Source organism: Algoriella xinjiangensis (assembly GCF_900115015.1).
In the GTDB taxonomy this organism is placed as follows: domain Bacteria; phylum Bacteroidota; class Bacteroidia; order Flavobacteriales; family Weeksellaceae; genus Empedobacter; species Empedobacter xinjiangensis.
This window is the reverse complement of sequence record NZ_FOUZ01000005.1, coordinates 226,440-241,034: the sequence shown is the minus strand read 5'-3', so window position 1 is coordinate 241,034 and position 14,595 is coordinate 226,440. Positions and strand designations below refer to the sequence as shown.

The following is a 14,595-nucleotide window of genomic DNA, read 5'->3' as shown; positions in this document are numbered from 1 at the left end:
TTGGGCGTTTGGGGTGATAAATTGGAGGGAAAAGTGAGACTATTATATAAATGATGTCATCCTGAAACGAGTTCAGGTGGACAAAAAGAATAATTATTCTATATATAAAAGATATATTAATATTTGAGATTCTTCACTGCGTTCTGAATGACAACGGGATTTTTGTTCTTATTATATAGGATAGTTTATGAAAAATAAATTCTACTTATATTATAGTATAAACTAATTTACATTCTCGTAATCGTGTTTTTCTGCAATATGATCTACAAATGAGACTTTGCGAAGTTTTGCATTTTTGGTTGGTATAATTGGATAACCTTTACATTCGGCATATACTTTTGTAAATTTCGCACCGAGATATATTATTGTTGCTACATAATAAATCCACAATAATAAAATAACTAAAGATCCTGCTGATCCAAAAATTGTTGTGTAGCGTGTGTTTGCAATATATATTCCTATAAAATATTTTGCAGCAAAGAAAAGAATCGCTGTAAAAATTGCTCCTATAAAAGCAGGTTTTGTTTTGATGCGCGCATCTGGCAAAATTTTGAACAGAATATAAAATATCATTATTGAGATAAAAATACTCAATCCGTTATTTAAAAGAATCAAAGATGTTTTGGTAATTACGGTATCCAATTCTAAAAAACTAAAAATTTCTTCTCCAAAACTTACTAATATTCCATTCAAAATAACTGTAGCAATTAATACTAATCCTAAAATTAGAATCACAAGAAAAGATAATCCTCTATTTATTATAAATTTTAACCATGCTTTGCGCGGAACTGCTTCTACACGCCAAATAAGATTCAAACTATCTTGCATATCGGTAAAAAGCGTTGTCGAACCAAAAATTAATACACCAATACCAATATATAAAGCCACAGAACTGTCGCCCGACAAGGTTGAATTGGCTACGAAATTTTGAAGAACTAAGGCTACATCTGGACCAACTACATTTTTCAATTCATAATACATTCGGTTTTCTATGGCATCTTTCTTAAAAAAAAGACTTGCGCTAGAAATTACAATCAAGATTAATGGAGAAAGAGAAAAAAGTGCGTAATAGGTTAACGAAGCACTTAATTTCATAATTCGGTCTTCTCCAAATTCGAGAATTGTTTGTTTTAATATATTAAAATAGAATTTTAATTGTTGCATTTAGTAGGTTTAGAGTTTAAAAATACGAAACATCTATAGGAACTACAACAAAAAAAAGACCATTCATTGAATGGTCTTTTAAAAAGTATATTAAATTTTTAAAAATCTTATACTAACATTGTAACTGGATTCTCGATATACATTCTTAACGTTTGTAAGAATTGTGCACCTGTTGCTCCATCTACAGTTCTGTGATCGCAAGCTAAAGACAATTTCATTGTATTACCTACAACAATTTGTCCGTCTTTTACCACAGGTTTTTCTATAATTGCACCAACTGATAAGATACAAGAATTTGGTTGATTGATAATCGACGTAAATGATTCAATACCAAACATACCTAAATTAGAAACAGAGAATGTAGATTTATCCATTTCGTCTGCTTTTAATTTACGCTCTCTTGCACGACCTGCATAATCTTTAACTTCTGCAGAAATTTGAGTAAATGATTTTTGTTCTGCATTTTTAACTACAGGAACCAATAAACCATCTTCTACCGCTACTGCAACACCAATATTGATTTCTCCATGTTGGATAATTTCTGTATCAGTCCAAGTCGAATTAACTCCTGGATGCAAACGTAAAGCCATTGCACATGCCTTAACAACAATATCATTAAAAGATACTTTTGTATTAGGAACTGCATTTAATTGTTTACGCGCCGCAATTGCATTGTCCATATCCAACTCTACATTTAAATAATAATGAGGAGCTGTAAATTTAGATTCTGCTAAACGTTTTGCGATTATTTTTCTCATTTGAGAATTTGGAATCACTTTATCTTCACCAGAAACAAATGATTGAACAGATTGAACTGTTGCTGTTTTTGCTTCTGCTTTTGGTTGAGCTACTGGTTGATAATTTTCGATATCTTTTTTTACAATTCTACCGTGATCACCAGAACCTTTAACCTCAGCCAAATTAATTCCTTTATCTTTTGCAATTGTCTTAGCCAATGGCGAAGCAAAAATACGGTCCGTAGAAGTTGTTTCTTCTACTTTATTATTTACTTCTAATTGTACAACAACTGGTTTTTCGTCATCAACAACTTCTGTAGAAGTTGCAACAACACCACCGTTTGCTACGATTGCAGAAACATCTGTTCCCGCTTCTCCAATAATTGCTAAAATAGAATCTACTGGTGCAGGCTCATTTAATTTAACACCTTGATACAATAAAACACCGTCAAATTCTGACTCGAATTCTTGAACTGCTTTATCAGTTTCAATATCTGCTAAAATATCTCCTTCAGAAACTTTATCTCCAACATTTTTATGCCAAACAACCACAGTACCTTCTTCCATTGTATCAGAAAGACGAGGCATTGTAATTACTTCAACATTTGTAGGAATTTCTACAGCAGATTTTGCTTCAGTTTTAATTTCTTGAGCTGGTGATTCTTTAACTTCTTCTTTTGTTTCAGTTGTAGCTTTTCCACCTCCAATTAAACCAGAAATATCTTCACCTTCTTGACCGATGATTGCTAAAACCTCATCAACATTTGTTGATGTTCCTTCTGCAACACCTTGAAATAATAATACACCATCAAATTCTGACTCGAATTCTTGAATTGCTTTATCCGTTTCAATATCAGCTAAAATATCACCTTCAGCAATTTTATCTCCAACATTTTTGTGCCATTTTACAACAGTACCTTCCTCCATTGTATCGCTTAAGCGAGGCATTGTAATAATTTCTGCCATGTTTTAGTTGTTTTCTATTTTATCTAAAAATGGATAATCTTTTTCAGAATAGATGTAATCATACATTACATTTTCTTCAGGATAGCTAGAGTTTTCAGCAAATTCTGCACATTCCTCAACCATAACTTTCACTTCTTCTACAATTGCATCCAATTGTTCTTTCGTAGCCCAGTTATTAACTAAGATGTGATTCTCTACATTTAAGATAGGATCTTCTTGCTTATAATTTTCTACCTCTTCTTTAGTACGATAAGGTTCTGCATCTGACATAGAGTGACCTCTAAATCTGTACGTACGTACATCTAAGAAAGTTGGTCCATCTCCACGACGTGCTCTTTCTACTGCTTCGTAAGCTGCTTCTGCAACTTTTACAGGATCCATACCATCTACTGGCATACAAGGCATGTCATATCCTAAACCTAATTTCCAGATATCTTCGTGGTTAGCAGTACGTGAAACTGAAGTTCCCATAGCGTATTGATTGTTTTCGCACACAAAAACAACTGGTAATTTCCAGTTCATAGCCATGTTAAACGTTTCGTGTAATGTACCTTGACGAGTTGCCCCATCACCCATTAAACAAATCGTTACTCCATCACGATTAAAAAATTTATCCCCAAAAGCTATTCCAGCTCCTAAAGGAATTTGACCACCAACGATTCCGTGTCCTCCATAAAAATTATGTTCTTTACTGAATACGTGCATAGATCCTCCTAAACCATGAGAAGTTCCTGTTTCTTTTCCACATAATTCGGCTAAAATACGTTTAGGATCTACTCCTAAAGCCATTGGCCAAACGTGGCATCGATATGCAGTAATTACATGATCTACTCCAGGTTTCATTGCGTGAATAAAACCAGCAGGTAGAGCTTCTTGTCCATTGTATAAATGTAAGAATCCTCTAATCTTTTGCTTTAAATATAATGAACGACACTTGTCTTCGAAGCGACGCCAAAAAGTCATATCACGATACCATTGTAGGTATGTTTCTTGCGTTAATTTTTCCATAATTGCACAATTCCGTTGGAACAAATTTAAACTAATCTATTTAGTGTACAAAATTGCTACCCTAAAAATTCATCTGTAAAATGCAATGGAAGCAAATCCTTTGCCGAATTTAGGACAAAAACTTCGCCTTCATTACCTGATAAAATCACCTCTATCGACGATTCTTGTTTCTTTTCCATCTCCAAAATATATTGGCGACACATACCACACGGAGGCAGCGGAAAGTTAACGTTGGGCGTAGATACAGCCAATTTTTCTATTTTTATATTTGGGAAATTTGCGTTCACATAAGCCAATAAACCTCTCTCGGCACAAGTACCCACAGGGTAGGAAGCATTTTCTTGATTTGAGCTCGAAAAAATTTCTCCATTTTCTAATTGTACCGCAGCACCAACTTTAAAATTTGAGTAAGGTGCATAAGCATTATGTGATATTTCAAAAGCTCTATCTACTACTATTTTTTGTAAAGCTCCTAATTCTGATTTGTTATCGAATCGATCAAATTCAAAAGAATATTTTTCTTTTTTCATATAGAATGAACACCGAAGTGTTTTTATTTAATTGATTATTAAATATTTAAATCCTCTCAGCTATTTTATTCAATAGAAAAAGGAAGTAAATTTATAAAAAAATCATTTCATGTTGGTAAAAATTTTTGCAAGTGCAATTTTTGGAGTTTCTGCTCAAACCATTATTGTGGAAGTTAATATTGATCAAGGTGTTGGTTATCATTTGGTCGGTTTACCCGATAGTGCAATCAAAGAAAGTAATTTTCGGATTAATGCAGCGTTAAAAAATTCGGATCTAAAATTACCCGGAAAAAAAATTACAATTAACATGGCGCCTGCCGATTTACAAAAAGAAGGTTCTGCCTACGATTTACCAATTGCTATAGGAATATTAGCGGCTTCGGAACAAATAAAATCTGACGAAATTGGAAAATATGTGATGATGGGCGAATTGTCTTTGGACGGAACTTTGCGTCCCATAAAAGGCGCGCTACCTATTGCGATTAAAGCAAAAGAAGAAGGTTTTGAAGGAATTATTTTACCAAAACAAAATGCAGATGAAGCTTCGGTTGTACAAGGAATTAATGTTTTTGCGATTGATACCATTAAAGAAGTTGTTGATTTTTTTAATGATAAAATAAAATTAGAACCTCATCAAGTCGATTTAAATCAATCTTTTCTTGATCAAATGAATAATTATCCGTTTGATTTTGCTGATGTAAAAGGACAAGAAAATGTAAAACGCGCCATGGAAGTTGCTGCAGCAGGCGGACACAACATTATTTTGATTGGACCGCCAGGAAGTGGAAAAACAATGTTAGCAAAACGTATTTCATCTATATTACCACCATTAACGATTGACGAAGCACTCGAAACTACAAAAATTCATAGTGTTGCAGGAAAACTTGCGAATAAATCATTGGTTACAATTCGTCCATTTACATCGCCGCATTCGACGATATCTGATGTTGCATTAGTTGGAGGTGGTTCTTATCCTCAACCCGGAGAAATTTCTTTGGCGCATAATGGTGTTTTATTTTTAGATGAACTTCCCGAATTTAAACGTTCTGTTTTAGAAGTGATGCGTCAACCTTTAGAAGATAGAGAAGTGACGATTTCGAGAGCAAAATTTACGGTTAATTATCCTGCAAGTTTTATGTTGGTTGCTTCGATGAATCCGAGTCCGAGTGGTTATTTTATGAATGATCCCAACAATACCTCTACTCTACCAGAAATGCAACGTTATATGAACAAAATTTCTGGACCTTTATTGGATCGTATAGATTTACACATCGAGGTTAATCCTGTTCCGTTTGATGATTTATCACAAGAACGAAAAGGAGAAAAAAGTGAAGTGATTCGAAATCGTGTGATAAAAGCAAGAAATATTCAAACCAATCGATTTGAAAACACAAAAGTGCATTATAACTCGCAAATGGGTCCAAAAGAGTTGGATAAATATTGTGAATTAGATGATGCTTCTAAAAATTTAATTAAAATTGTGATGGAGCGTTTAAATCTTTCGGCGCGCGCATACGACCGTATTATACGCGTTGGACGAACAATTGCAGATTTAGATGAATCTGAAAAAATATTATCTAAACATATTAGCGAAGCTATACAATATCGCAGTTTAGATCGTAATCAATGGATGTAATTGAAAATTATGAATTATGAGTTTTGAGTTATTAAATTATAAGATAAAAGGAACCTCTTTCGAGATTCCTTTTATCTTATGCTATATACTTATCTATGTTTTTAAAATTCAAATTCGCCAACTAAAATTCCATCTCCTCCACGATCTGGATTATCATTTTGGAAAGTTATCATCTTTTTAACTTGTTTTCCTGAACTGTAAAATAAATAAATTTCTGCAGAAATAGTTGTTGCGCCCGAAATACTCATTTGATTTTCTCCAAAAAAATTAGTCTGTATTTTATACTTTCCTTTTATTGCTTTCTTCAGTAAAAATTGTTCTGGTCCAAAACCTTGTGTCACATCATCACTAATTCGTCCACCAATTGCTGTTGTTTTATTCGAATAAAAACATTTTTCTCCATTCGGATCTGTAACCCACAAATCAATATCAGTCATATCTTTGTTCCAATTCATCACCACACGAATATCCACGGGAATATCTACCAAAATATCTTTATTAATTGCAGAAAGATTTAAATCTTTGCGATGTAAAGCAACCAAATTATTAATTTCTGGAACAATAATTTCTGTTATATCGCGGTCTCTATTCGCAATTTCTACCGAATAATCATTTGTCAAAACTTTGTATAAATTATCCAAAGCTTCCTGATAACGTTGATTATCTTGCAACGCCAACGCATAATCTCGGTAACTTTGTGCATCAAAAGGTCGCCAATCCAACACTTTTTTAGTGATAAATAATTCTGTTGGATACTCTTCTATTTCTTTTAATTTATATGCCAACATTTTATACAATTCTGCATCTTCTAAACCTAAATCTGCAATAGAACTTAAAATTTTAAGTCCAGTTACTTTGTCTTTTTTCTGAATAAAATAACTTGCAACGTCAAAATAAAAACTTGGTGTTTCGTTATAATCTTTTCTCAAATCTAAATATGTTTGATATGGATTTTTAGACGCTTCTATCAATTTCATATATTCTTTATCAGATTTGATATTCACCATTTTAATTTCTGGAACAAATGAAGATTCATCTTCCTTCATTTTTTTATCACTAGCAACATTCGCATTTGCATAACCTATAGATCTTTGGCTTCTTGTAATTCCTTGCGCAGTTACAACTTCAGCTTCAGCATCCGAAAGTCTTTCCAAGCTAACTTCAGCCATATCAGCTTGAACTCCTGGAACTATACCTTGCAACATTTCATTTACAGACGTACTATCCGCAACAGGTTTCGGATATTTTTGTTTCACAGGTTTAAAATCTATTTTCCACCATTCCTTCAACTCTTTTGCTTTTATAATCGCATTGTTCACTAAATCTGCTTTTCTAGTTTCTTTATTTTCAAAACCTTGTTTCATCAATTGATTGTATTCATTTTGCAATTCTGCTGGCGGATTTATTTTATATTTTACATAATCTGCCACATTTTCTAAAACAATCAAACTTGTGTTAGCCGTTACAATAGAAAATTGTTTACCTATTTCCTCTATATCCGTTTTATTTTGTGTAGCATTCAATTCCAAATAACTAATTTTATTTTGCGCCCAAACTTTACTAATTTCAAAACTTTGCGAAGCTTTACTTAAATCTAATTCTTTCTGAAAATCTACTTTTCCATTTCGACCAAACATCAAAGTTAATTTTGCATTTGCAACTTGCGAAATTCCCGAAACCGAAAAATCTTGCGTAATTTCTGTCCCCGACATCGGATAAACTTCTCCCGCAACATTGTTTATAATTCCTAAAAACTGAATATTATTTTGATTGATTTGTTCAAAAGCTTTCTCAACCGAGTTTTCATTTAGATTAATAAATTTTCCATAATCTTTTTGAGCAATCATTTTTAAAACACCAAAATTTGAAATCGGTGAAGACGAAATTGTATAAATTGGTTTATGAAACGAAAATTGATTTGCTCCAAAAGATGAAATTCCGTCCGAAAACAATAGATATTCGTCTGCATTTAAAGTTGTCGAATTAATTTTTGAATAATTTGTTCCTCCATCGTAAACAATCGTTTCCAAATATTTTTTTAACTCACTCCAATCTCCATTTTTTATTTGGAAAGATTTTCCTTTTTCTAACGTAATATTCAACAATCCAACCTCAATGTTTAGATTTTTTTGCTGATTGATTAATTTTCCTAAAAACTCTATTTCTTTTTTATGATCACGTTTTAAACTACTCAACGAATTATCCCAAATAATTCCGATATTTTTTGACCAAACTTTTGGTTGAGATTTTGTATCAATCAACATATTTGCATAAAAATAAACCGATCCGTCTAAATTTTTCTGAACAAATGATTCAATTTTATTCGCTGGTTTTGGCAAATTAATAGTTAATGATTGTGTTGGTTTAAAATCTGTTTTCGATAAACTTGCTTCATACACATTACTATTCTCCGAAAAATTATACGAACCATCTGGCGATTCGACCAATTGTGGTTTTTCCGAAGCTTGATAAACTTTTGTCGTTAAATTAAACTTCGCAATTTTTGAAGAATAACTTAAAGGCAAATGATATTGATAAACCGAATTATTCAGCTTTAATTCTTGATAATATGAAATCTGAACCGTACGCGAACCTTTTGCAGGAATCGGAGAAATACGCGTTCTGAAATTATTGCCTTCTACTTTTTCTATAATTCCGGGATCTACATTTTGTTTCTGTATACTTTCAAAAATTTCTACAGCACGCGCTTTTGTAACTGGAACTGCATTTCGCAACTTACCGTTAATATCAATCGCATAACCGCTGATTGTCGTATTTTCTGGTAATGGAAAAACTAAATTTCCTTCTAAATTCCGACTAGAAGTGTTGGAAAAAGTTAACGTTGAAGTTGTTTTGGCAAGATTACCAAAAATCTCAACTTGAATATCCATGTTTTGTAAAACAACAGAATTTTGATCGGGACACGAACCAATTTCAATGCGTGGAAATTGTCCAAAAACTTTCGCTGACTGAAATAGCGCAACGAAAATAAATAAAATAGAAAACAACTTTTTCATACGGTTTAATTTATAAGATAGATGCCGATTTTTGTAAAACGGTTGGTTGAGAATAAAATTATTTAGAAAAATAGCATTAAAAAACAAGAAACGCCAATTGACATAATCAATTGGCGTTTCTTGTTTTATTTCTTAATATCTATTTTTTCTCTTTCTTTATCTTCGTTCGTTTTGTATGCTTTTAATACTTCTCGAACAATTTTGTGTCGCACAACATCTTTATCATCCAAAAATATAAAACCGATATCTTTTACATCTTTTAAGATTGTTATTGCTTCACGCAAACCAGATTTTTGTTTTGGTGGTAAATCTACCTGATCTGGATCTCCAGTGATAATAAATTTAGAATGTTTTCCCATACGTGTCAAAAACATTTTCATTTGCGCATAGGTTGTGTTTTGCGCTTCATCTAAAATAACAAATGCATCATCCAACGTACGACCACGCATAAATGCTAAAGGTGCAACTTCTATCACGCCTTTTTCTGTGTAAGAAGAAAGTTTTTCAAACGGAATCATATCTCTCAATGCATCATACAAAGGTTGTAAATATGGATCAAGTTTATCTTTCATATCTCCAGGTAAAAAACCTAAATTTTCTCCTGCTTCTACAGCAGGACGCGTCATAATAATTCGGCGAACTTCTTTATTTTTAAGCGCCTGAACTGCCAAAGCTACAGCTGTATATGTTTTTCCTGTACCTGCAGGTCCAATGGCAAAAACCATATCTTTATTGTAAACTTTTTGCACCAAATCGTATTGACCAGGCGTTTGAGGCTTTATTATTTTACCATTTACACCATGAACAATAATTGTGTCTTCTTTTTTCATTTGAAGCATTTCATTATTATCCTCAGTCATAATGATTTCGAGATCGCGTTCAGAAAGTCGATTATACTTGTGAATATGTTGAATTACCTTCTGCATTTTTTGGTCAAAAACTCGCAGAACATCTTCATTTCCAAAGACTGCCAAATTTCTTCCTCTAGCAATAATTTTTAATTTAGGATAGTATTCTTTTATCCTTTTTAGATGTTCATTATTAGCTCCGTAAAAATCTTGGGCGCTAATTTCAGCTAATTCGATGTTAATTTCTGTCAAATGTGGTTGTATTTTTGGTTCACTTACACAAAAATAAACAATATATTTGCTAACTATTACAGAATAATGGCAATTATTACATTAACATCGGATTTTGGTCTCAAGGATTACTTTGTATCCAGCGTAAAAGGCGCAATTCTAAAAGAATTGGCTGATGTTACAATTGTAGATATTTCGCACCACGTAAATCCCTACGATTTGTCTGAAGCCGCCTATATTATTCGAAATTCTTATGAAGAATTTCCGAAAGGGACAATTCATATCATTGCTGTAAACTCATTGAGTACACCATTTCAGAAACCAATTTGTGCATTGATTAACGGTTATTATTTTATTTGTGGAGACAATGGAATTTTATCTTTAATCTGTCAAAAAAATCAACCAGAAGAAATTTACGAAATCACAGCTTACCCAGAAGGAATAGATAGTTTGTTCCCGATGCGAAATTGTTTTGTACCTGTTGCTTGCCATTTGGCACGTGGCGGTGTACCTGCACTTTTAGGAAATAAACGTACAGAAATGAAACAATTGAATGAGTTGAAACCAATTTATCGTGATGATAAATTTATAGTTGGTAATGTGATTTATATTGATCATTTCGGAAATGTGGTAACCAATATTACACGAGAATTTTTTGAAGAAATAGCTGCTGATCGAAAATACAAGATTTTGCTTCGTCAAAAAGATTTTTCGATTACAGATATCAATATCATTTACGATCATTACAACGAAGTTGTGCAAGATTTTAGTAAAGAAGTGCAAGCTTTTGGACGAACGTTGTGTTTGTTTAATGCAGCAGAATTTTTAGAAGTTACACTTTACAAAAGTAATCCCGTGGTTTCTGGTGGCGCAAATCAGTTAATGGGATTAAAAAAAGGCGATACAATTACAATTGAGTTTGATAATTAACGCTAAAAAAAGACAAAATAAAGACGTTTAACACATCAAAATGGCATATAATTATTTAATATATAAAGCAATACACGTAATTTTTGTGGTTAGTTACTTTGCGGGATTATTTTATGTTGTTCGGTTGATGATTTATCATACCGAAACACAAAAAATGGAAGATCCTAAAAAATTGATTCTTCAGGAACAATATACGTTCATGGAAAAAAAATTATGGAATGTTATTACTGCGCCTGCACTTATTATTTTAGTCGTGATGGGAATTAATATGTTGATAAAAAATCCTGCATTATTACAACTTCCATGGATGAAAAGTAAATTAGGAATGGTGAGCGTTCTGTTACTTTACCATTTTTGGTGTTGGAGAACTTTAAAACAAATTCAAAAAAATATCTACAAATACACTTCGGTACAATTAAGAATGATGAATGAGGTTGCAACAATTTTATTGTTTGTAATTGTATTTGCAGTTATTCAGAAAACGCAATTTGGTCAAGACTGGTATTGGTCTATTGTTAGTTTCTTTGGCTCTGGTGTAATACTTATGCTTATTGTTCGTTTAATAAATAGAAATAATAAAAAATAATATGTGGACAATCTTTAAAAAAGAATTTTCCAGTTTTTATTTAGGTTTTACAGCCTATTTAGCAGCCGCAACTTTTGTCATCGTTTCGGCTTTGTTTCTTTGGTTTTTTGACAATGAATTCAATGTTTTTAACACAGGAAATGCATCATTAAGCAGTTTCTTTTTTATTGGACCATGGATTTTGTTATTCATGATTCCTGCATTGACCATGAAATTAATCGCAGAAGAACAAGCAAACGGCACATTATTGTGGTTATTTACACTACCTATAAAAAATAGCCAAATTATTTGGGGCAAATATTTAGCAGTAGTCGCCGTTGTTGTATTTTGTTTACTTTCTACTTTTTTGTTTACAATAACACTTCAAGAATTTTTAATGCCCGAACAAGAGCTAGATTATGGTACTATTTTTTCGGGATATTTAGGACTTTTCTTTTTAGGATGTCTTTTTGCAGCAATTGGATTATTTACTTCATCTATCACAAAAAATCAAGTAATGGCGTATGTTTTAGCCGTTTTCTTTTGTTTTATTATTTATTATGGATTTGAAGGTTTAGCATCCTATAATTTACTAGGTTCTGCCGATTTTTACGTTCAGAAAATAGGAAGTTATACACATTACAACCAATTTCTGAAAGGAATTTTAGACACAAGAGATTTACTTTATTTTATTGTTTTGATTGCAATTCTTAATCAATTTACAATCGTTAATCTCGAAAATAAAAAGTAGTGTTATGAAGAAATTAAATAAATCAAACCTAATTATTTTCGCGGGATTAATTGCACTTTTTATTATCGGACAATTTATATACAATCGTTTCGATTTAACAAAAGACAAACGTTTTACATTAACTTCTACCACAGAAAAATTAGTAGAAAATGTAAAAGAACCGCTTAAAATAGAAATTTTATTGGGCGGAGAATTACCAGGAGATTACAGAATTCTAAAAAATGAAATTCAATTTTTATTAGACGAATTACGCGAAAAAAATAGCAATATTTCTTATTCTTTTGTTGATCCAGTAGATTTAGGACAAACCGAATTAGAACAAAATAAATTAGCGCCAATTCCGATCAAAACTGATAAAGGAACACTAAATATTTATCCTTATGCAAAACTAACTTATGATGGAAAAACATCGTATATGGAAGTTTTAGTTAACGATCCATCAATTCAATTTAATGAATTGGCTTTAGCTTCTACAGAAAAGTTAGAATATTTATTTGCAGAAAAAATTCAGAAAGCAACAAATTTTGATCGTAAACGAATCGGTTTTGTTGTTCATCACGACGAATTACCCGAAGCTAATATTCAAAGTTTAGGACGCGCTTTATCCGAAAAATATGATGTTGAGATTTATTTAAATCCAATTGTTAACAAAACATTTTCGTTTCAACCAGCAGATTTAGATAGTTTAAAACGTTTTGATGCCTTGATTGTAGCAAAACCAACTTTACCTTTTTCGGATATGGACAAATTGGTTTTAGATCAATATGTGATGAATGGCGGAAAAATGTTGATGGCGATAGAAACCGTTGATGCCGAAATGGATTCTATTTTCAGAAGTGGTAAAATAGTTGCATTTCCTCGCGATTTGAAACTAAATGATTTCTTATTTAATTACGGTGTGCGTATTCATCCCGCTGTAATAAAAGATTTAAACGGTGCGCAAATTGTTTTGGCCGATGGCGAAACTGCGGGTAATACGAGTTATAATTATTACAATTGGCCTTATTTTGAATTAGGAATTAGAGGCGAAGAAAATCCAATTACAAGTTCTATAGATCCAGTTTTATTTCAATTCGCAAATCCGATTGAATTATTAAAAAATCCAGCAATTAAGCAAACCGTTTTATTAAGCTCGTCTGAACAAACAAGTTTGAAACCTGCTTTAAATTATATTCAGTTAAACGAAGTTGAAATTGAAGATCAGCAAGAATATAAAATGGGTAAAATACCGATGGCAGTTTTGTTAGAAGGTAATTTTAATTCCGCTTATTCTATGCGTTACGAGCGCAAAGAATTTCCAAACTTTAAGGCAAAAACAACCAACGGAAAAATGATTGTTATTTCGGATGGTGATGTGCTTAAAAATGCTTTATGGCGAGGAATGCCAATGCAATTGGGCGAAAACAAATATTCGGTTCGACCAGATAATCCAGATGGAAAACCAAAAACGTATGCCAATCAAACTTTTTTGATGAACGCGATGGATTATTTGTTAGGCGACGAAGATTTTTTAGCTTTACGTAATCGTAAATTAGAAATTCCGTTGTTAAGTGAAACAACTGTTTTACAAGAAAAATCGACTTGGCAAATAATGAATTTAGTTATACCAACATCTATAATTGCTTTGTTAGGAGGAATTGGATTTTGGATTAGAAAAAAGAAATACGCAAGATAAACGTTATCTACCGCAATAGGGATTGAAGTGGAAATCCTTTTTTGTAAAAAAAAGATTGAAATAAAAAGCCCGCCCGAAGGGATTGCCCAAAATAACTTTTAAAAAATAAATAATAAAAAACCTCGAACAATGTTCGAGGTTTTTATATGTAAAGTTGTGACGATCTTACTCTAAGTGCATAAACGCTTTCTTGCTCAAAAGACGTTCTTCGCTTTCTACGTGGTTATCATCAGGCACACAACAGTCCACTGGGCAAACTGCCGCACATTGTGGCTCTTCGTGGAAACCTTTACATTCTGTACATTTATCTGGAACAATGTAATAAACTTCATCACTAACAGGATCTTGCACCGCATCGGCATCAAACTCAATACCATCAACGTTTACAATAGATCCAGTAAGAGAAGTTCCCTCAGAATATTTCCAATCAACAGCAGCTTCATAAATCGCGTTATTTGGACATTCTGGTTCACAAGCTCCACAATTTATACATTCATCTGTAATAATTATAGCCATTGTATCTGTTTTTAAATTTCC

At 32.4% G+C, this 14,595-nt stretch carries 12 protein-coding genes; 5 read left to right on the top strand and 7 right to left on the bottom strand.

The annotated features are described in order from the left end of the window. Nucleotides 1-222 precede the first annotated feature (222 nt). The 4 genes from BM072_RS06535 to BM072_RS06520 all read right to left on the bottom strand — a co-directional run bounded on the left by BM072_RS06535 (nucleotide 223) and on the right by BM072_RS06520 (nucleotide 4,405). Entirely contained in the window at nucleotides 223-1,164 is a 942-nt protein-coding gene (locus BM072_RS06535; protein WP_092907720.1) for a YihY/virulence factor BrkB family protein, read from the bottom strand. A gap of 107 nt (nucleotides 1,165-1,271) precedes the next feature. Continuing rightward, nucleotides 1,272-2,867 (bottom strand): pyruvate dehydrogenase complex dihydrolipoamide acetyltransferase, encoded by a 1,596-nt coding sequence (locus BM072_RS06530; RefSeq protein WP_092907718.1) that lies wholly within the window; start codon nucleotides 2,865-2,867, stop codon nucleotides 1,272-1,274. 3 nt (nucleotides 2,868-2,870) lie between these two features. Continuing rightward, nucleotides 2,871-3,875 carry a pyruvate dehydrogenase (acetyl-transferring) E1 component subunit alpha gene (gene pdhA, locus BM072_RS06525; protein ID WP_092907716.1) on the bottom strand — a complete coding sequence of 335 codons (1,005 nt, stop codon included), beginning with the start codon at nucleotides 3,873-3,875 and terminating at the stop codon, nucleotides 2,871-2,873. A 56-nt stretch (nucleotides 3,876-3,931) separates the two neighbouring features. Further along, nucleotides 3,932-4,405 carry a cytidine deaminase gene (locus BM072_RS06520; protein ID WP_092907714.1) on the bottom strand — a complete coding sequence of 158 codons (474 nt, stop codon included), beginning with the start codon at nucleotides 4,403-4,405 and terminating at the stop codon, nucleotides 3,932-3,934. 109 nt (nucleotides 4,406-4,514) lie between these two features. On the opposite strand from BM072_RS06520, the gene BM072_RS06515 reads away from it, so the two are divergent. Further along, nucleotides 4,515-6,041: a YifB family Mg chelatase-like AAA ATPase gene (locus BM072_RS06515; RefSeq protein WP_092907712.1), complete on the top strand. Its 1,527-nt coding sequence runs from the start codon at nucleotides 4,515-4,517 to the stop codon at nucleotides 6,039-6,041. A 101-nt stretch (nucleotides 6,042-6,142) separates the two neighbouring features. Here BM072_RS06515 and BM072_RS06510 read toward each other — a convergent pair whose 3' ends face one another. Further along, a complete protein-coding gene (locus BM072_RS06510) occupies nucleotides 6,143-9,058 on the bottom strand; it encodes a VIT domain-containing protein (RefSeq protein WP_092907710.1) in 2,916 nt (971 codons plus the stop codon). A gap of 125 nt (nucleotides 9,059-9,183) precedes the next feature. After that, nucleotides 9,184-10,158, bottom strand: a complete 975-nt coding sequence (locus BM072_RS06505) for a PhoH family protein (RefSeq protein WP_092907708.1) — start codon at nucleotides 10,156-10,158, stop codon at nucleotides 9,184-9,186. A 66-nt stretch (nucleotides 10,159-10,224) separates the two neighbouring features. Between BM072_RS06505 and BM072_RS06500 the strand changes: the two genes are divergently transcribed. The 4 genes from BM072_RS06500 to gldG are packed head-to-tail and all read left to right on the top strand — an operon-like array spanning nucleotide 10,225 to nucleotide 14,058. Then, nucleotides 10,225-11,067: an SAM hydrolase/SAM-dependent halogenase family protein gene (locus BM072_RS06500; RefSeq protein ID WP_092907706.1), complete on the top strand. Its 843-nt coding sequence runs from the start codon at nucleotides 10,225-10,227 to the stop codon at nucleotides 11,065-11,067. Nucleotides 11,068-11,107: 40 nt separating this feature from the next. Then, on the top strand, nucleotides 11,108-11,653 hold the full coding sequence (locus tag BM072_RS06495) for a CopD family protein (RefSeq protein ID WP_092907704.1): 546 nt from the start codon (nucleotides 11,108-11,110) through the stop codon (nucleotides 11,651-11,653). A 1-nt stretch (nucleotide 11,654) separates the two neighbouring features. Further along, complete coding sequence (locus BM072_RS06490; protein WP_092907702.1) at nucleotides 11,655-12,383, top strand: ABC transporter permease subunit; 729 nt, start codon at nucleotides 11,655-11,657, stop codon at nucleotides 12,381-12,383. 4 nt (nucleotides 12,384-12,387) lie between these two features. Then, nucleotides 12,388-14,058, top strand: a complete 1,671-nt coding sequence (gene gldG / locus BM072_RS06485) for a gliding motility-associated ABC transporter substrate-binding protein GldG (protein WP_092907749.1) — start codon at nucleotides 12,388-12,390, stop codon at nucleotides 14,056-14,058. A gap of 165 nt (nucleotides 14,059-14,223) precedes the next feature. On the opposite strand, the gene BM072_RS06480 is transcribed toward gldG, so the two are convergent. Further along, on the bottom strand, nucleotides 14,224-14,574 hold the full coding sequence (locus BM072_RS06480; protein ID WP_092907747.1) for a 4Fe-4S dicluster domain-containing protein: 351 nt from the start codon (nucleotides 14,572-14,574) through the stop codon (nucleotides 14,224-14,226). Nucleotides 14,575-14,595 lie beyond the last annotated feature (21 nt).